The organism is Veillonella sp. CHU732, from assembly GCF_003992085.1.
Lineage (GTDB): Bacteria > Bacillota > Negativicutes > Veillonellales > Veillonellaceae > F0422.
The window spans coordinates 37,268-55,933 of the sequence record NZ_RQVC01000012.1 but is presented as its reverse complement, the minus strand read 5'-3'; the positions used below and the strand labels follow the sequence as shown (position 1 = coordinate 55,933).

22 protein-coding genes are annotated in these 18,666 nt (G+C 38.5%); 21 read left to right on the top strand and 1 reads right to left on the bottom strand.

Going from position 1 to position 18,666, the window contains the following annotated elements:
• Window positions 1–9 precede the first annotated feature (9 nt).
• The 8 genes from cybH (at window position 10) to EO121_RS06455 (ending at window position 5,673) form a co-directional block, all read left to right on the top strand.
• Complete coding sequence (gene cybH, locus EO121_RS06490) at window positions 10–726, top strand: Ni/Fe-hydrogenase, b-type cytochrome subunit (protein WP_127160945.1); 717 nt, start codon at window positions 10–12, stop codon at window positions 724–726.
• Window positions 707–1,216, top strand: a complete 510-nt coding sequence (locus EO121_RS06485) for a HyaD/HybD family hydrogenase maturation endopeptidase (protein WP_127166893.1) — start codon at window positions 707–709, stop codon at window positions 1,214–1,216. Before cybH ends, EO121_RS06485 begins: the two co-directional genes overlap by 20 nt.
• A gap of 45 nt (window positions 1,217–1,261) precedes the next feature.
• Window positions 1,262–1,639, top strand: coding sequence for a hydrogenase expression/formation C-terminal domain-containing protein (locus tag EO121_RS06480; protein ID WP_062401403.1), 378 nt, complete (start codon window positions 1,262–1,264; stop codon window positions 1,637–1,639).
• A 464-nt stretch (window positions 1,640–2,103) separates the two neighbouring features.
• A complete protein-coding gene (locus tag EO121_RS06475; RefSeq protein ID WP_127166891.1) occupies window positions 2,104–2,946 on the top strand; it encodes a fumarate hydratase in 843 nt (280 codons plus the stop codon).
• A 14-nt stretch (window positions 2,947–2,960) separates the two neighbouring features.
• A complete protein-coding gene (locus EO121_RS06470; protein ID WP_009353067.1) occupies window positions 2,961–3,521 on the top strand; it encodes a Fe-S-containing hydro-lyase in 561 nt (186 codons plus the stop codon).
• A 156-nt stretch (window positions 3,522–3,677) separates the two neighbouring features.
• A complete protein-coding gene (locus EO121_RS06465; protein ID WP_127166889.1) occupies window positions 3,678–4,142 on the top strand; it encodes an NfeD family protein in 465 nt (154 codons plus the stop codon).
• A gap of 8 nt (window positions 4,143–4,150) precedes the next feature.
• Complete coding sequence (floA, locus tag EO121_RS06460; RefSeq protein ID WP_127166887.1) at window positions 4,151–5,158, top strand: flotillin-like protein FloA; 1,008 nt, start codon at window positions 4,151–4,153, stop codon at window positions 5,156–5,158.
• A gap of 20 nt (window positions 5,159–5,178) precedes the next feature.
• Window positions 5,179–5,673 carry a hypothetical protein gene (locus EO121_RS06455; RefSeq protein ID WP_127166885.1) on the top strand — a complete coding sequence of 165 codons (495 nt, stop codon included), beginning with the start codon at window positions 5,179–5,181 and terminating at the stop codon, window positions 5,671–5,673.
• A gap of 304 nt (window positions 5,674–5,977) precedes the next feature.
• On the opposite strand, the gene EO121_RS06450 is transcribed toward EO121_RS06455, so the two are convergent.
• The gene (locus EO121_RS06450) at window positions 5,978–7,210 is read right to left on the bottom strand and encodes an FprA family A-type flavoprotein (RefSeq protein WP_127166883.1); all 1,233 of its coding nucleotides are present in this window, start codon (window positions 7,208–7,210) and stop codon (window positions 5,978–5,980) included.
• A gap of 237 nt (window positions 7,211–7,447) precedes the next feature.
• On the opposite strand from EO121_RS06450, the gene EO121_RS06445 reads away from it, so the two are divergent.
• The 13 genes from EO121_RS06445 to EO121_RS06385 all read left to right on the top strand — a co-directional run bounded on the left by EO121_RS06445 (window position 7,448) and on the right by EO121_RS06385 (window position 18,622).
• Window positions 7,448–8,338: a LysR family transcriptional regulator gene (locus tag EO121_RS06445; protein WP_127166881.1), complete on the top strand. Its 891-nt coding sequence runs from the start codon at window positions 7,448–7,450 to the stop codon at window positions 8,336–8,338.
• 11 nt (window positions 8,339–8,349) lie between these two features.
• Window positions 8,350–8,931 (top strand): xanthine phosphoribosyltransferase, encoded by a 582-nt coding sequence (locus EO121_RS06440; RefSeq protein ID WP_127068242.1) that lies wholly within the window; start codon window positions 8,350–8,352, stop codon window positions 8,929–8,931.
• 84 nt (window positions 8,932–9,015) lie between these two features.
• Window positions 9,016–9,555 (top strand): hypothetical protein, encoded by a 540-nt coding sequence (locus EO121_RS06435; protein WP_127166879.1) that lies wholly within the window; start codon window positions 9,016–9,018, stop codon window positions 9,553–9,555.
• 72 nt (window positions 9,556–9,627) lie between these two features.
• A complete protein-coding gene (locus tag EO121_RS06430) occupies window positions 9,628–10,092 on the top strand; it encodes a hypothetical protein (RefSeq protein WP_127148323.1) in 465 nt (154 codons plus the stop codon).
• Window positions 10,093–10,354: 262 nt separating this feature from the next.
• A complete protein-coding gene (locus tag EO121_RS06425; RefSeq protein WP_009353094.1) occupies window positions 10,355–10,714 on the top strand; it encodes a helix-turn-helix domain-containing protein in 360 nt (119 codons plus the stop codon).
• A gap of 278 nt (window positions 10,715–10,992) precedes the next feature.
• Entirely contained in the window at window positions 10,993–11,979 is a 987-nt protein-coding gene (locus EO121_RS06420) for a D-glycerate dehydrogenase (RefSeq protein WP_127166877.1), read from the top strand.
• A gap of 140 nt (window positions 11,980–12,119) precedes the next feature.
• Window positions 12,120–13,823 carry a glutamine--tRNA ligase/YqeY domain fusion protein gene (locus tag EO121_RS06415; RefSeq protein ID WP_127166875.1) on the top strand — a complete coding sequence of 568 codons (1,704 nt, stop codon included), beginning with the start codon at window positions 12,120–12,122 and terminating at the stop codon, window positions 13,821–13,823.
• 9 nt (window positions 13,824–13,832) lie between these two features.
• A complete protein-coding gene (locus tag EO121_RS06410; protein WP_127166874.1) occupies window positions 13,833–14,438 on the top strand; it encodes a hypothetical protein in 606 nt (201 codons plus the stop codon).
• Between the two features lie 258 nt (window positions 14,439–14,696).
• Window positions 14,697–15,263 (top strand): DUF3793 family protein, encoded by a 567-nt coding sequence (locus tag EO121_RS06405; RefSeq protein ID WP_127166872.1) that lies wholly within the window; start codon window positions 14,697–14,699, stop codon window positions 15,261–15,263.
• An 11-nt stretch (window positions 15,264–15,274) separates the two neighbouring features.
• Window positions 15,275–15,691 carry a flavodoxin domain-containing protein gene (locus EO121_RS06400; RefSeq protein ID WP_127068235.1) on the top strand — a complete coding sequence of 139 codons (417 nt, stop codon included), beginning with the start codon at window positions 15,275–15,277 and terminating at the stop codon, window positions 15,689–15,691.
• A 191-nt stretch (window positions 15,692–15,882) separates the two neighbouring features.
• Window positions 15,883–16,677 carry a DUF3100 domain-containing protein gene (locus tag EO121_RS06395; protein WP_009353070.1) on the top strand — a complete coding sequence of 265 codons (795 nt, stop codon included), beginning with the start codon at window positions 15,883–15,885 and terminating at the stop codon, window positions 16,675–16,677.
• A gap of 1 nt (window position 16,678) precedes the next feature.
• The gene (locus EO121_RS06390) at window positions 16,679–17,140 is read left to right on the top strand and encodes a hypothetical protein (RefSeq protein WP_038144458.1); all 462 of its coding nucleotides are present in this window, start codon (window positions 16,679–16,681) and stop codon (window positions 17,138–17,140) included.
• 162 nt (window positions 17,141–17,302) lie between these two features.
• Window positions 17,303–18,622 carry an amidohydrolase gene (locus EO121_RS06385; protein ID WP_127166870.1) on the top strand — a complete coding sequence of 440 codons (1,320 nt, stop codon included), beginning with the start codon at window positions 17,303–17,305 and terminating at the stop codon, window positions 18,620–18,622.
• The last annotated feature ends 44 nt before the right edge of the window (window positions 18,623–18,666 follow it).

The following is an 18,666-nucleotide window of genomic DNA, read 5'->3' as shown; positions in this document are numbered from 1 at the left end:
GGCGCATCTATGTTACCATTAAATAAAAAGCCTTATCGTGTATTTAGTTTATGGCTCCGCATTTTCCATTGGACTATGGTTCTCTGTGTAACGGCTCTATTCTGGACAGGCTTATACATTGGGAATCCAGGTTTCCAAGCTACACCAGGTAGTGTGGAACCGACAATCGCAGTGGGCGGTTGGTTCTCTATGGAAATGATTCGTAAAATTCACTTTATCGCAGCATTTATCCTAATTGCTGCACTCATATTCCGTATTTATGGTGGAATTCGATATCGTGGCGATAGATTGTTTCCTAGATTTCATAAAAAGTCGTATTGGATTGGTCTGTGGGACACAATTAAGCACTATCTAATGTTACCACAGCAACGAGAGCATCGTTTCTTGCGTAATTCTATGGCTCGTACTAGTTATTTAGGAGTATATGTGATGTTGTTCCTAGAAATTTGTACAGGTCTTGCTATGTTTGCACAAGTGTATCCTAATACGTGGATTGCACAAATTTTTAACCCTGTAAATTTATTGTTTACAGAGTATGAAGTGCATATGATTCATCACTACATTGCTTGGGGATTTTTGTTATTTACAATTATACATGTGTATATGGCATTCCGCGAAGATGTTATGGAAGAATCTGGGGAAGTATCCAGTATGGTTTCAGGGATGAAATTCTACCCTACGGATCCAGAAGATATAGAGGACTTATATGGACCAAATAAAAAATAATCCCATCGTACTATTAGGGGTAGGCAATATTTTGCTTACTGATGAGGGATTCGGTGTCCATGTGGTGAACCAATTACGGGAGGATTATATATTTAATCCTCCTATTACCATTTTAGATGGGGGAACTATGGGCATGGAATTGCTTACCTATATGCGAGGTATGACAAAATTGTTGTTAGTAGATGCTATCAATGGTGGTGAGGCACCGGGCACAGTATACGAGTTTCCTCATGAGGAAATGAATAGTTATTTTACAGAAGCTATTTCTGTACATGAAGTAGGGATGCAAGATATTTTACGTATCCGTGCGTTACAAGAAGATCCTTTAGAAGATGCCGTTGTCATCGGTGTAGAACCTGAAAGTTTAGAATTAGGCCTTACCTTAAGCAATTCCACACAAGCTGCGGTAGCAGAAGTGAAAGAACGGGTACTGAGGGTGTTATCTAATTGGCATGTAACGGCTACCCCTGTGAATGAAAAAAAGGCATAGGATGCTACACAATATGAAACTGTAATGATAAGATAAGGAGTTTCTATGCAAAATGAATTTGGCCGTGTAAAAGCGGTGTTTCAAGAATTGAAAAATGCTATGCAGCACTTGCGTCAAACAGGAGAAACCTATACGATTTATGTGGAAAATACAGGTCTCACTATGGAAGAGCAAGTGGAAGTATTGGAAACATTGGGACGTGGTGATGTGACGATCCATCTGAAAGATACAGATCAACCGGTAGAGTGGTATGAGTCTACTATCCGTGGTGTTTGGATTGGTACTTTTCGTAATGGTCGAGATGAAGCCATTCTCTATACCATCGAGGTGTGTCGTTATCCAGAACTAGCGGGCGCTTATGACGAAGATATCATTGGTGGGGAAGCAGACTTACAAGAATGGATTGAAGCAGCTGACCTGTAATTGGTAAGCTTGTCTATAAAAAATGTTACATCTATAAGCTGTTTATGGGTATCTTCTATATCAATAAATCATAGCTAACATTATTTTTAAAAGAAAACATATAAAAAAGTATAGATAAAACTCTTTCATTATATTTTAGTGAGAGAGTTTTTCATTTGTAAACATAATATTTTATGCTTAAACATAGTAGAATTTAGTAGGAAATAACGTATTGATAAGATTAAATATATGTGTATTTTAAATGGTTTATAAAGGGTGGATATTTGTCCACACAGGGGCTGGACTATAAGATTTAGAAGTACCTTAGAAATAGAGAACTATATGCATTTTTCAATAAATGATAATAGATTCTATCATAATAAACAGTTATAGCACCTATTCTTAAAGAATTGAAAAAGATAGTTCATGGTGTTACAATAATACACAAGAGAAAGGTCTCTGTTTTAAGTTGAGGAGGGATTACTTTGCGTAACATTCACGTTGAGAAAGTAACAGAAAAGGTAGCAGAATTATGTATGAATGCAGCATATCATCTTCCAAAAGATATGTACAATGCATTGAAAAAAGGCTATGAGTGTGAGAAATCTCCAGTAGGTAAAGGGGTATTGGATCAAATCATTAAAAATGCGGAAATCGCTGATGCTGAAGATCGTCCAATCTGCCAAGATACTGGTCTTACAATCGTATTCTTAGAAGTTGGTCAAGATGTACACTTCGAAGGTGGAGATCTTGAAGAAGCTGTTCAAGCTGGTGTAGCAAAAGGTTATGTGGACGGATATCTTCGTAAATCCGTAGTAGCTGAACCTTTGTTCAACCGTGTAAACACTAAAAATAACACTCCAGCAGTTATTTACACTAAAATTGTTCCAGGCGACAAAGTTGACATTAATGTAGAGTTAAAAGGCTTTGGTTCTGAAAACAAATCTGGCGTAAAAATGTTGGTTCCTGCTGATGGCGTTGAAGGCGTTAAAAAAGCAGTTCTTGAAATCGTTAAAAAAGCTGGCCCTAACCCATGCCCTCCAATGGTACTAGGTATTGGTATCGGTGGTACTATGGACTACGCAGCATTTCTTTCCAAAAAAGCTCTTCTTCGCTCTGTAGAAGAACGTAATGCACATCCTGAATATGCAAAATTGGAAGAAGAAATCAATGCAATGGTTAACAAAACTGGTATCGGACCTCAATTAGGTGGTACTACAACAGCAGTTTCCGTTAATATCGAGTGGGCAGCAACACATATCGCTGGTCTTCCTGTAGCAGTAACTATTTGCTGCCACGCTAGCCGTCATGCTCACGGTGAAGTTTAAGAGGGGGAATAACCATGGCAGAACAAATTCGTATTCAAACACCTTTAACAGAAGAACAATCCCGTAAATTAAAAGCTGGTGATATGGTTCTTATTTCTGGTAAAATCTACAGTGCTCGTGACGCTGCTCATAAAGTAATGACTGAAGCATTAGCACGTGGCGAAGAATTACCAATCGATTGGCATGACAAAATCGTTTACTATTTAGGACCAAGCCCAGCTAAACCAGGAGACCCAATCGGTTCCGCTGGTCCTACAACATCTGGTCGTATGGATGCTTACACACCAACAATGCTTGATCAAGGTATCAAAGGCATGATCGGTAAAGGTTCCCGTAAACCAGAAGTTATCGAATCCATGAAGAAAAATGGCGTAACTTACTTTGCAGCCGTTGGTGGTGCAGCAGCTTTAATTGCTAAATCCATTAAAAAATATGATGTTATCGCTTATGCTGACTTAGGTCCAGAAGCTTTGGCAGAATTAACAGTAGAAGATTTCCCTGCAATCGTTGTTATCGATAGCGAAGGAAACGATTTCTACGAAATCGGTCAAGCTCCATACCGCGAAGACGTTTAATTAATCACTAAGAGGCTCCCTTTAGGGAGCCTCTTTTGGTATTATTATGTGTTAAAGAGGAGAATAGAGATAACAGAATCTAGCTTTTTCATCTTTTATATAAAAAGATTGTGATATAATACAGGTAGGTTAGTATATAACTAGAAAGGAGAGATTATGATAGGACTTATAGTAAGTGGTATTATTTTGCTCCTCATCGAAATGATGATACCTGGATTTGGCATTTTTGGTCTAACAGGCTTATTGCTATTTCTCTGGGGTATTTACGATTGGATGGGTGGAGGCCCTATGGCATTGATCATGGTCACAGTGCTTTCAGTGATAGGCGTACTCTTGTTATGGTGGATTGTGTCGATTTTTCCTAAAACACGGTTAGGAGAGCGATTGACATTACGGTTGCAATCTACGAAGGAAAAAGGCTATGCTAGTCATCCTGACCCTAATCGTTGGTTAGGTAAGATTGGAGAAGCCAAAACGGTATTACGGCCAGCAGGAACCATTGTGGTGGAAGGAACATTCCTCGATGTTGTTACTGATGGCGAATTTTATGAACCTGGTACAGAGGTGAAGATTATTTCTGTCACTGGTGGTCGCATCGTAGTGAGAACTACAAATAGATAGGAGGACATATGGAAACAATTATTGGAACGCTGGGATTTATCATTTTTCCGATTATTCTTATTATCGGCATTTCTTTATTCTTACACTTCGTCCCATTAGGACTTTGGGTATCTGCGCTAGCAGCGGGCGTGAAGGTCAGCATTATGACTTTGATTGGTATGCGCTTACGTCGTGTATCTCCGTCCCAAATCGTACTTCCTTTGGTGAAAGCCAATAAAGCTGGCTTAGATGTGACGGTAGATCAATTAGAAGCCCATTATTTAGCAGGTGGTGATGTAGACCGTGTGGTTGATGCATTGATTGCAGCAGAACGTGCTACTATGGAGTTAACATTTGAACGATCTGCAGCCATTGATTTGGCAGGTCGTGACGTATTAGAAGCGGTACAAATGTCGGTTAATCCAAAAGTGATTGAAACACCGATTATTTCTGCAGTAGCTAAAAATGGTATTGAACTAAAAGTTCGTGCGCGTGTGACGGTACGTGCTAATATTGATCGTTTAGTTGGTGGTGCTGGAGAAGCAACAATTATTGCCCGTGTTGGGGAAGGTATTGTTACTACTGTAGGTTCTTCTGAAGAGCATACAGACGTGTTGGAAAATCCAGACCATATTTCTCGTACTGTATTGAATAAAGGCTTAGATGCAGGGACAGCTTTTGAAATCTTATCCATCGATATTGCTGACGTAGATGTAGGACGTAATATTGGCGCCCAATTGATGACAGATCAAGCGGAAGCAGACAAAAAAATTGCCCAAGCTCAAGCAGAAAAACGTCGAGCTATGGCGGTGGCACAAGAACAAGAAATGCGTGCCCATACCCAAGAAATGCAAGCAAAGGTAGTAGAAGCTCAAGCAGAAGTACCAAAAGCGTTATCCCAAGCGTTACGTGAGGGTAATTTGGGTGTTATGGATTACTATTCGATGAACAATATTATGGCGGACACTAAAATGCGTGAAAGCATTTCTGAAGGTGATTATGCATCTACCATCGATGGTAAAGGTACACATGAATAAGGTGGAGGAGGTATCCAATTATGGAAATAGGGATACTCATACTGATTATTTTAGGGTCCTTTATATTTAAAAAAGGAAACTCTAAAGAGGAGTTGCCACAAAAACCAGTTCCGAGTAAAGATATGACTTGGGAGGAAATGGAAGAATACTATGGGATTACATTGTCACGGGACCCAGAGGAATCTGTGAATATAGAGTCTGATGCAGCGGTGGAAACCACTGCTAAAAGGGTTGTGATTACAAGTAATCCGGTGGATGTAGATAGTTATGAGAAGTCAGTAGATTCACTGAGATATGATGCAGAGGAAATGCGTGCTACAGTCCATGAACGAATAGAGGCTATACCAAAGGATTCTGCAAGAATATCTGTGGAAGAAGTGCGTAAAGACGGATCTAGTTATTCTAGGGCTTCAAGGGACAAATCCTTACGGTTAACAGCTAGGCATGGAATGGTGTGGTCTATGATTTTAGAAACACCAAAAGGGGCTCGTATGTTAGGTCCTTATCGTCGATAGTATGTTAGTAGAATCGATAGGTAATACCCAGATCTAATGATGTGATTGTACTTATACATCCTCTGTGTAGATGTATTGGCTATCAGATATACACTAATGTATATATTATCTTTAAAAATGAGCTATCAAGTTGGGAATGTCCCTTTATGATAGCTCATTTTGTATATGTTACAAGAAATTTACAATTACACTCTATACTCTATACTAAATATTGGGTTATACTGAAACTAGATTTAATAGTATCATTAATTATTTAGATATATATATTAAAAGCGACTCTACTGTGTAGAGTCGCTTGTATTGATTATAAAGTTTTAATATCTGTTTCTTCTAAGGAAGCAACGATAGCATTAGCTAATTCTTCAAACAATGGTAATTGTTCATCGTGTAATGCACCTTTAATATCTAGTGGAGTACCAACGATTTCCATATTTTTGAACTCATTTGTGAAGTATTCAACCATACGTTTCATTGCGCCAGATGCCCAAGAGTGGTTACCTACGATAGATACTTTATGGTTATGGAAGTTTAATGCATGTAATTCATGTAATAAGTTTTCCATAGTCAAGTATAAACCTAAGTTGTAGGTTGGTGCCATACATACTAAATGACTATATTTCCATGCATCAGAGATGATGTAAGATGGATTTGTTTTAGATACGTCATAAATACGGATATCTGTTACACCGCGTAAGGATAACAATTTTGCTAATTGTTGTGCCATTTCAGCTGTGTTGCCATACATGGAACCGAAGGCGATGACAACCCCTTTTTTCTCAGCATTGTATGTGCTCCAGTGCATATATTTGTTAAGAATGTAAGAGATTGTATCAGGAGTTCTCCAGATTGGTCCATGAAGCGGTGCGATGATTTTTACATCTAAAGCAGATGCTTTTTTCAATGCGTTTTGTACTTGTGCACCATATTTACCTACGATATTTGTGTAGTAACGACGGGCTTCATCTTCGTATACACGATCAAAATCTAATTGATCAGCGAAGATATTGCCGTTGATTGTACCGAAGGTACCAAATGCATCAGCGGAGAACAATGTACCAGTAGTAGATTCAAAGGTACAAGTTACTTCTGGCCAGTGCACCATTGGCATAGTATAACTGTGAAGTTTATGGTGACCAAGATCGATAGTGTCCCCTTCTTTTACTTCGTAATAGTTCTCAGGAGCTGGACGGCCATAGAATTGTTCAAAGAAACGGAATGTAGTTTTGTTACCTACCATTTTTACATTTGGGTAACGGTCTAATAATTCGACTAATGTTGCACAATGGTCTGGTTCCATGTGGTTAACGATTAAGTAATCTAATTCACGACCGTTTAATAAATGTTCTACATTGTCAAAGAATTCTTGACGAATGCTATCATCTACAGAGTCTACGATACATGTTTTTTCATCATCAATAAAATAGGAATTGTAGCTTACCCCATTTGGAATTGGAAATAGGTTTTCAAAACGTTCTGTACTCCAATCGTTGCTACCAATCCAATAAATATGATCAGTCAATTTTTGTGCGCAATGCATAGTTAAATTCCTTTCATACATACGGGGGGATTGTTATGCCCCAGATTTTCTTATCAAATATATATTACTAGTTTATAAGCTAGAACGCAACTATTTTGTATAGGTTTATAAGAAATAGATAGATAAAAATCTATTTACAATTTGACAATAGTAATAAATATAGGTAAACTTATAAGCATATATAATAGTAAAAAATAAATTAAACGTATGTTATATTCGTAGTAGATTGAGGTTATTATGTCTGTATCTGCAGAATTACTGCGCGCCTTTGTGGGCGTTGGATTACATCTATCTTTCTCCAAAGCAGCGAAAGCTAATGGAGTTTCTCAATCGGCCATTAGTCAGAGCATAAAGCAATTAGAAAAAGATTTAGGTGTTCCTTTGTTCGAACGAACAACGAAATCAGTGGCCTTTACGAAAGCTGGTCGAGAACTCTTTGAAACGTCGGTAGAAGCCTTTTCTATTTTAGATAATGGAATTGTAAAATTGCAAGAACGTGTATCGAGGGAGTATAAAAGTTTACACTTAGCGGCTACAGATACATTGAGTAAACATTTTTTGTTGCCTACTTTTAAAAGTTGGCAAGAAAAAAATTTAGACATTAGCTTGCGTGTCACCAATCGACCATCTCGAGAATGTGTAGGGATGATTGAAGCGGGAGAAGCGCAAATTGCGGTGGTGCATGCCTATGATGGTTTGTATGATAATAATCATCTTGAAGTGATGGAATTAGAGTTAATGCAAGACATATTTGTAGGCGGCACTAAATATCAAGATGATTCTAAGGTGTGGACCATTGATGAAATTATGGCTGAGCCATTGCTATTGCTTACTACGGGGGCTAGTAGTCGAACATTTTTTGATGCGGTCACTTACAATCGTTGCACCAGTCCTGCTTTTGAATTAGGCAGTTTAGATGTGCTCATGGATTTGGTGGAGATTAATTTAGGTATTTCCTTGGTGCCAGAATTGGTAGCGAGAGAGAAATTGAAACAAGGTTCTTTAGTGGAGCTAAAAACGAATTTGCAGATTCCTGAACGACGTATTGTACTGGTGCGGTCAAGAATGGATGCACTAACAGAAGGCGTTTCGCAATTTATAAATATATTGAAAGACAGAAAACAATAAGGAGGATCATCGTGGAATTATTAAAACAACGTATTGATGCAGAAGGTATTGTATTGAACAATCGAGTGTTAAAAGTAGATGGATTTTTAAATCATCAAATTGATCCTAAATTGTTTGTTCAAATTGGTAAAGAAATTGCTAAACAATTTGAAGGACGGGGTATTGAACGCATTGTTACTATCGAAGCATCTGGTATTGCTATTGCGTTACAAGTAGCGATTGAGTTGGATGTTCCTTTGGTATTTGCTCGTAAGAAAAAATCTATCTTGATGACAGAAGATGTGTATCACTCTGTGGTGTATTCCTATACAAAAGAAGAAAACTATGATGTAACCATCTCTAAAAAATTCTTGCCTTCTGGTGAAAAAGTGCTGATTATTGATGATTTTTTAGCCAGTGGTGAAGCTGCCATGGGATTAGCAAAACTTGTGGAAGGCGCAGGGGATACAGTGGAAGGTATTGCGATTGTCATTGAAAAATCTTTCCAACCTGGTCGTGAACGCCTAGAAAAAGCAGGTTACGATGTACATTCCTTGGTGCGTATTGCACGTTTTGAAAATGATCGTTGTATCTATGTGGAAGATGAAAAGTAATAATGATTGAAATGGACCGCAGTTTTATGGTATTATTATGGTAATGAGTTTTAATTTAAATGTAGAGAATATGGAGTTAAGACAGTGAATAAAAAAGCAGAATTATTTCAACAGTTTATTACAGAAAATGAATTAACAAATCTTTTTACTCTTCGTGAGATTGAAAATGATCAATACAATACAGTAGTATTTGATGCGACTGTGGAATATAATGATATTGTGTTCCCATTATTTGTTGTATTGGATGATACACCATTTGGTTTTGTGCGTTTAGAAATTGCGGGTGGTCGTTTTACGCCAGAACAACGTAAAGCAACATTAGATGTGTTGAATCAATTAAATAGCGAATTCAAATGTTTCAAACACTATTTAATGGAAGAAGATGGTTACGAAGCAATTCTTTTAGATGTAAGTTTAATGAGTGGAGATAACTTTGATCCAGCATTAGTGGCATACACTATTTTTGAAGTATTGTATCCACATACACAAAAAGATTTAACTCGTATTATTGCAGCTGTGGAAAGCGTAAAGGTAGAAGCATCTGGTGAAGAAGCGCCAGTAGTAGAAGAACCAGCTAAAAAAGAAAGTAAACCACGTAAAACTACAAAATCTAAAAAAGGTTAATATGTAGTAAGAATCGATTCATATGGGCATTGTGACAAACAATGCCCTTTTTTTTAACGAGGGGTGATACCTATGAATGAAAAGGCTAGAGTGTTTGAGCAATTTCTCATTGATGAGAAATTGACATGTTTTGAGAAACGTGAAGTGGGAGATGAAGATCATACCGTTGTATTTCGCTCCTATGTACAAACCGAATTAGGGGATATTCCTGTGTTTCTGTTGTTAGATGACACAATTTATGCTACGATTCGCTTATTGATCGGTGCAGGCGTTGTGACCAAGGAAAATCGTCAAGATATTTTGACATTCATTAACCGTGAAAATAGTACCTATAAAAGCTTTAAATACTATATCGAAGAAGATGATGATAGCGTGTATTTGGATTGTATCAATCAAAGTGCTAATTCTAACTTTGATCCACGACTGTTATATGTATTGATGACTCAAATTGTGGAATATATCCCTGGAAAAATTCAAACTATTGGTGAGGTATTCCAAGTTGAACAGTTACCACCACCTGAACATGCGCATGAATAATATAAATAGTTTGTGAGCGAAAATGATTAAAATAGGATAAAATCTATCGATTTTGATTAAAATAAATCAAAACTATGCATGCACAGATGGGATAAACAATTCAATTCGTGTAATACAATTCAAAAATGCTAAAAAATATAGATAGATACACAATTCGTGAGATGTGAAATAGTGGTTTTCTATAGCATATCTATTGTATCTCATGCTATAATAGAGGTAGGTTATTTATACTATAGATTCACGTAGTATAAGGGGTGATACAATGGCATTAGGTGAAAATTTAAGACATGCCCGTAAACGGATTGGGCGGAGTCAGCTAGATGTGGCTCGAGATATCGGCATTAGTAATGCTGCCCTGTCAAATTACGAAACAGGATATAGAGAGCCTGATCTGGAAACCTTAAAGCGATTAGCTAATTATTATGATGTGACAATTGATGAATTAGCTGGCAATGCAAGCATGGCTAGAGAAATTCTTTACGATTTGAGTAGCATTGTAAAAAATGGGCGCATCGCACATAATGGTGTAGAATATGTATTAAGTGATTCACAACGATTAAAATTGAGACGCCAAATTGCGCATGCATTTGAAATGTTCAATGAAGGAAAATCCAATTGGTAGGATAAACATGTTATTCTAGGAACGTTTGTGGAATAGCATATCATCGTATAGAAAGCGTAGAAGCTCTCGGGTACGTTTGAGAGTGCAAGTTACTGTATCTACAAAATGAAAAGCACAGTTCTATGAAAATAGGACTGTCTTTTTTATTGTCTAAGATAGAATATGATATAATTTACAGGAAGGGCTCATGGTCGTTGGTAGTACCAGGAATGGGGTCCTTATAAAATACATATATACTGTATGTAGATAGATAAGACGAGTGAAAGCGAGGTTGAACTATGAAGAAACCAGTTGTAGTAGTGCCAGGTTTGGTGCGTAAAGATGCAGTATCCTATTTGAGCGAACATGTGACAGTACGCCAGTGGACAGAAAAAGAAAAAATGCCTAAAGAGCTATTAAAAGAATGGCTGCGTGATGCAGATGGTTTGTGGAGTATTAATCATTTTACTGTGGATGAAGAACTAGTTAAAGATGCGCTAAATTTAAAGGTCATCGCACAGGCTTCTGTGGGCTATGATAATATCGATATCGATGCGTTAACAGCACGTCATATACCTTATGGCAATACGCCAGATGTATTAACAGAAACCACGGCAGAGTTGGCTTTCACATTGATGGCAGCAGCGAGCCGTAGAATTTATGAAAATGCTCAGTTCGTTAAGGATGGTAAATGGGCGGAACGTCCTTCGAATATAAAAGGGAAGGATTTAAGCCGTATGACATTGGGTATTATTGGAATGGGTAAGATTGGTGTGTCCGTATCTCGTAGAGCGCGTGCCTTTGGGATGACTGTACAATATCATAATCGTAACCGTCGCAATGATGATAGCTTGCTCATGACCACCTACGTGTCATTAGGCAAATTGTTGACCACTAGTGACATTGTCTTGGTCATGGCGCCATTGACGGAAGAAACCTATCATTTAATTGATGCAGAAGCCTTTGAAATGATGAAGGAAACGGCTTTATTTGTGAATGTAGGTCGTGGAAAAATTGTGGATACAGATGCATTGGTGCAAGCATTAGAAACAGGTCAAATCGATTATGCCGCTCTTGACGTAGTAGACCCAGAACCAATTGGGGCAGACCATCCATTGCTTAAAACAGGTAAATGCTTAGTGGTGCCACATATTGGGTCTTTCACGGATCGTACGCGCAAGGAAATGGCTATGTTAACAGCCAATAATCTGATTGCTGGTGTACAAGGTAAACCATTATTGACCTGTGTCAATGAAAGTGTTAATTATAAGACCGCTGAAGAATAGGTCGTTACAATCTTGCAGGTGCGCTAAGAAATGATAGGATTTGCAAGAAATCGATGAAACATAGCTATTCCTGTGGTATAATGAAGAGAATGTGCAGAACGTGCACTTGTGTATAATCAATCTAAGAGAGGAAGAATCACATGGAATCGAAAGAGACGATGATGAGTACGGAAGAAACAACGCCTCAAACTGTTAATTTTATTGAAGCGATTATTAATACAGACAATGAAGAAAATACCTATGGAAAACGTGTTCATACACGATTCCCTCCAGAGCCAAATGGATATTTGCATATTGGACATGCGAAATCTATTTGCCTTAACTTTGGCCTTGGCAAATCGTATCATGGCTTAACAAACTTGCGTTTTGATGATACGAATCCGGTCAAAGAAGATGTGGAATATGTAGAATCCATTGAAGAAGATGTAAAATGGTTGGGCTTTGAGTGGTATGGGGATGTACATTATGCATCTGACTATTTCTGTAAACTATATGAATATGCTCAAGTGTTGATTAAAAAAGGTAAAGCCTATGTAGATGATCAAACACCTGAAGAAATCCGTGCTACTCGTGGCGATTTTACAACTCCAGGTACGAATAGTCCTTACCGTGATCGTAGTGTAGAAGAAAATTTGCGACTTTTTGAAGAAATGAAAGCGGGCAAATATAAAGATGGGGAAAAAGTATTACGTGCCAAAATTGATATGGCGGATCCTAATATCGTGATGCGTGACCCTGTCTTGTATCGTATTTTACATGCTGACCACCATCGTACAGGTTCTGAATGGAATATTTACCCTATGTATGACTATGCCCATCCAGTATCTGATGCGATTGAACGTATTACCCATTCTGTATGTACCTTAGAATTTGAAGTACATCGCCCATTGTACAATTGGGTATTAGAAGATTGGGAAGATACAGAAAAACCAAAACAGATTGAATTTGCTCGTTTAAATGTAACAAATATGGTTATGAGTAAACGTAAATTGCGTCAATTAGTTGAGTTGAATCTTGTAAGTGGTTGGGATGATCCTCGTATGCCAACGATTTCTGGTTTACGTCGTCGTGGCTATACACCAGAGGCCATTCGTGATTTCTGTGAACGCATTGGTGTAGCCAAGGCAGATAGCATGGTGGAAGTAGGTCTATTAGAGTTCTGTATCCGTGAAGATTTGAAATTAAAAGCGCCACGATATATGGCGGTATTAGACCCTGTGAAAGTTGTTATCACAAACTATCCAGAGGGACAAACAGAAACCTTAGTGATCGAGAACAATACAGAAAATGAAGCAATGGGCACACGTGAAGTGACATTTGGTCGAGAAGTGTACATTGAGCGTGGTGACTTTATGGAAGAACCAGTGAAAAAATTCTTCCGTTTAGCACCAGGTAAAGAAGTGCGCTTAAAAGGTGCCTACATCATTGAATGTCAATCTGTAGTAAAAGATGACAATGGTAATATTACAGAAATCCATTGTACATACGATCCAGCTACAAAATCTGGAACAGGCTGTCAAAAGAAAGTAAAAGGTATCTTACATTGGGTAGAAGCCTCTACAGCGGTAGATATGGAAGTACGTCTCTATGATTATCTATTATCTACAGAAGATGATGAAACAGCAGATAAGGACTTCTTACAACAGTTGAATCCAAACTCCTTAGAAGTAAAATCTGCTAAAGGGGAAGCAGCATTCCGTTCTACACAAGCAGGAGACCATTATCATTTCTTGCGTACAGGGTATTTTGTAACAGATAAAGACAGCACAGCAGATCATATCGTAATGAATCGTACAGTAGGCATGCGCGATACTTGGGCTAAAATGCAAAAGAAACAAGGTTAGGCAAATACTATGAGTAGAAATATAACATATCTTTCATGGGGGCTAGTTCTTACTTGTATCTTAACTAGTATCATGACTAGCGTTGAAGCAGCGGATAAGGCATCAATAAAATGGCCGTCCACGATGCTGGTGCAGGAAGGATCTAGTAGCAGTATTCTTTCGTCTGGGGTAGCACAACCATTAGAAGCTGGATTGCGTGATATTGGAATTGATATGAGTACATCCTATCAGATATTGGATAAGCGAGGTAATAATTATTACTATGCGCGATACGGGGAAGGAACTTTGCTCTATGGGTTTGGTCCACAGAAAGATAGTTGGCATCCTACTACGGTGCCAGTGGAATCTAAGTATACCCTATCTATGATTCAAGATTATGAAGCATATGTACAGGAGCATCCGGAAACATTTACATTAGTCGCTCCTTTCCGTGAAACAAGAAAGAATATCTATGTTGGTGAAATCATCGTGAATACATGGTTTAAGCAAGTAGAATATCCTATGTATGTGCAGATTGCGTTCCTAGCTGATAGCACAGGGGCTCCACGTTTGCGATATATCGTGACCCATGTGAAAGACGACATGCTGAGAAAACAATTACAATATGTATTATAAGAAAAAGTTGCAAACTTTGAGATTGGCTATTACCATGGGAGGCTGTGGGATAGTGAAATTGCAAAGGATGCAACTTTTCTTTTTAAAATGAAAAAACTTCTCATACTTGTTGACAGAAGCTAGGATTATTTGTATTATAATAATAGAAATAATTTTCATTATTTTGAATCATCTTTCGAGATGATATATATCCGGATTATCTATTTGCTGTGAGAGCAAGTGTTCTCCCCAAAATACGTAAAAAGGCAGGTACGACAAATGGAATCCATCGAGCAGATTATCGGTTACCATTGTGCGCCCGCAATTCGAGGTATTAAAGTAGCAAATCTTGTTGCATTACCTCAGCATTTAGGGGCAATGATGGTAGAAAAAACACATGAGTATAATGATAAATTTAATCAAAAAGGACTGTTCTTTTATGAACTGTGCCATTGTGAAAAACGAAAATTATTACTCGTATTTCGTGAACGTATGCTTGAGGACTATTTGCGACAACCTGAGGTGCTAGCATTTTTACAAAACTATGGATATGAATCCTATGAAACTTTGGCAGATTGGTTATTACATTTGCGTGAGCGCATTGAAATGAGCGACGTATTTCCTCATGAAATCGGTGTGTTTTTAGGATATCCATTAGAAGATGTAAAAGCGTTTATCCAATTCCGCGGAGCAGGCTATAAAGTCTGTGGCGACTGGAAGGTATATGGAAATCAAGCGTCAGCTATGCACGCATTTCATTGTTTTCGAATGTGTCGTGACTACTGTCACGCACAGTTGAATAAAGGAAAATCTTTAGAGTCTTTGGTTGCCGTAACGGCATGCTAGGAGGTAACATTATGATCGCTGTAATTTATTGGTCTGGAACAGGTAACACTGCTGCAATGGCAGAAGCTGTAGGTAAAGGCATCGCTGATGCTGGTCAAGAAGTGGTAGTAAAATCCGTTTCTGAAATCACTGCTGATGAAGCTGCAGGTTATGAAAAATTAGCTTTAGGTTGTGCTGATATGGGTGCTGAAGAATTAGAAGATGGTGAATTTGCACCATTCTATGAAGCATTAGAACCTAAATTGGCAGGTAAAAAAGTAGTATTGTTCGGCTCCTACGGTTGGGGTGGCTCTTGGTTAGATGACTGGGCTGGTCGCGTAGAAGGCGCTAATGGCGTTGTCGTTGACAAATTACCAGTGATGGGTGAACCTGATGATTCTGGTAAAGAACAATGTGAAGCATTAGGAAAAGCACTAGTAAACGCATAAGCCAACCATACGGCATATGATAACCCAATATACTAGCTCTTAATCATAAGAGGTGGATAGTACAGCTATTCACCTCTTATTTTATTTTTGCAACCCTATTGCTAATTTGGAATCACTCATACATTGACCGTGCACGTTAAACTTTACTATAATAAAGAAATAGTTGTAGTTATTAGTATAGGAGGTATTGTATGCAAGTATTACAAAACTGGAAATTACATGCATTGGCTCTTGTGATTACCATCATTGCAGAAATGATCGGAATCCAACGATTTGGAGCTGTGGTATTCTTACCGCTTCTCTACGCTTTGATTATGGGGTTGTTTGTATCCATTCCATCATTCAAAATTTTAACGGTGGAAACGATGGAAAAATCGGCGGATTACCTTGGGATTGCAGTGATGCTCTTAATGGTTAAAGTAGGCTTAGGGATCGGTCCTAATTTAGAAATTCTTTCTACTGCTGGGTTGGCTCTTATGTTACAAGAATTAGGTCATTTCTTTGGTACTATTTTATTCGGCTTGCCAGTGGCATTATTAGTAGGAATGCGCCGTGAAGCGGTGGGTGCTTGTTACTCTGTAGACCGGGAACCTAATGTAGCAATTATTATTGATAAATTTGGCTTTAGCTCTCCTGAAGGCCGTGGCGTTATGGGCATGTATATCTGTGGCGTATTGATCGGTGCCATGTGGGCATCTGTGTTGGCAGGATTCTTTGCTCAAATGGGCTGGTTCCATCCATTGGCCTTGGCTATGGGGGCAGGTGTAGGGAGTGCCAGTATGATGGCTGCCTCTACAGCACCTATCATTGCAGTATATCCAGAATATGAAGCTCAAATTGCAGCTTTAGCAGGGGCAGCGAATTTGCTGACTACTGTACTAGGCGTTTACTTTGGTATTTTCGTATCTTTGCCTGTGATGGAAAAAACATATAATTTCTTTACAGGTCGTACACGTGAACAAGACTTGGCAGAGGAGGGACAATAAGATGACTATGAGTGAAAAAATTACACAATTTGTCATTGTTATATGCATTGCAGCTATTATGACTGCTCTGGGTAATATCATTGATGGCAAGCATCTATTGGGCCCAAGCCTTGTGGGAGTCTTTGTGATTGCGGGACTTGCTATTATTGGGGCTATTATTTCCTATTTGCCATTAGCTAATCGATTCCCTATGGTCTTCTGGGTATCTTTAGTAGGGGTCATTGCCTCCTTGCCAATCATGCCTGGGCAAGCATGGATTATTGCACAAACAAAAGAAGTAACATTCTTGGCTACTACCACACCAGTACTAGCCTATGCAGGTCTTTCCTTAGGAAAAGATTTAGGCGCCTTCCGTCGTCTATCTTGGAGAATTATTCCAGTAGCCTTAGCGGTAACGGCAGGTACCTTTATTTGTGCTGCTGCAGTAGCTCATTTTGTATTACATATGCAAGGGGTTATTTAAACTTGAATATAACCATATAGGTTATACTTGAACCGAATGAAAGAGAGTTGATGAATTCTTATCAACTCTCTTTTTGTTTTCATGGTACAATAAGATGTAAGAGTCATATATAGATACCTTATAGCAAAAGGTATGTTCATACAATGTAAAAGGAGATAGATTATGTTAACGAAAGAAGAAGTAAAACAACGTGTGTGCAATGCTATTGTAGCAGGACAAGAACGATTGCGTGTATTAGCGAGTGCCATTATGGATGAACCAGAATTGGGTTATAAAGAGCATAAAACATCTCAAAAAGTGCAAGATATGTTTACAGAGTTAGGGATTCCTTTTACGACTGGTCATGCGATTACAGGAGTGAAAGGTCGTTTGCAAGGTGGTAAATCTAAAAAAACTGTCGCCATGATCGGTGAATTGGATGCCATTGTATGTCACCGTCATCCAAAGGCAGATCCTATGACAGGAGCAGCCCATTGCTGTGGACATAATGTGCAAATTGCTAATTTATTTGCAGTAGCTATGGGCTTACAAGCGGAAGGCGTTATGGAAGCTCTTGGTGGGGATGTAGTTTTATTTGCAGTCCCAGCAGAAGAGATGATTGAAGTGGATTATCGCAATACATTACGTGAAAAAGGAACGATTAAATACTTAGGTGGTAAACAACAGCTGATTTATGAAGGAGCTTTTGATGATATCCATATGGCTATGCAAATGCATGTGGAAACAGCGGACACACCTACAGGAGAAATGAACTTAGGTAGTACCTCCAATGGATTTGTGGCTAAACTGATTGAATACCATGGCAAAATTGCCCATGCAGCGGCATCCCCTCATGAAGGGATTAACGCATTAAATGCAGCTTTGATGGGGGTGATGGGAGTCCATGCCATTCGTGAGACTTTCAAAGAGAGTGATTATTTCCGTTTCCATCCTATCATTAATCAAGGGGGAACCTTGGTCAACTGTGTACCGGATTATGTGCAAGTAGAAAGCTATGTACGAGCTTCTAATGTACAAGCGATTGTGGATGGCAATCAACGTGTCAATCGTGCCTTGAAAGCTGGTGGAGATGCAGTGGGTGCCACTTGTGTCATTCATGATCTACCGGGCTATTTACCGATGCGAGATAATCCTGATATGAACAATTTGTTGCGGTCTAACTCGGAACCATTATTTGGCATTGACAATGTACGTCAACGGGTACATATGACAGCAAGTACTGATATGGGTGATGTATCCCATTTAATGCCTGTTATCCACCCTTGGGTGGGATGTATTGAAGGGGTGCTCCATAGTGCGGAATACAATATTACCGTACCAGATGTAGCCTATATTAAAACGGCTCAAGCCTTAGCCATGACTATTGTTGATTTATTATATGATGAGGCACAGGTAGCAGAAGAGATTCTAGAAAACTTTGAAGCTCCTTTAACAAAAGAAACGTATATTGAATTGTTGGATTCCATTGCCAGTGGAAAATAGTAAAAATTCTCATATCTAAAATAGTCGATGTATGATATACTATA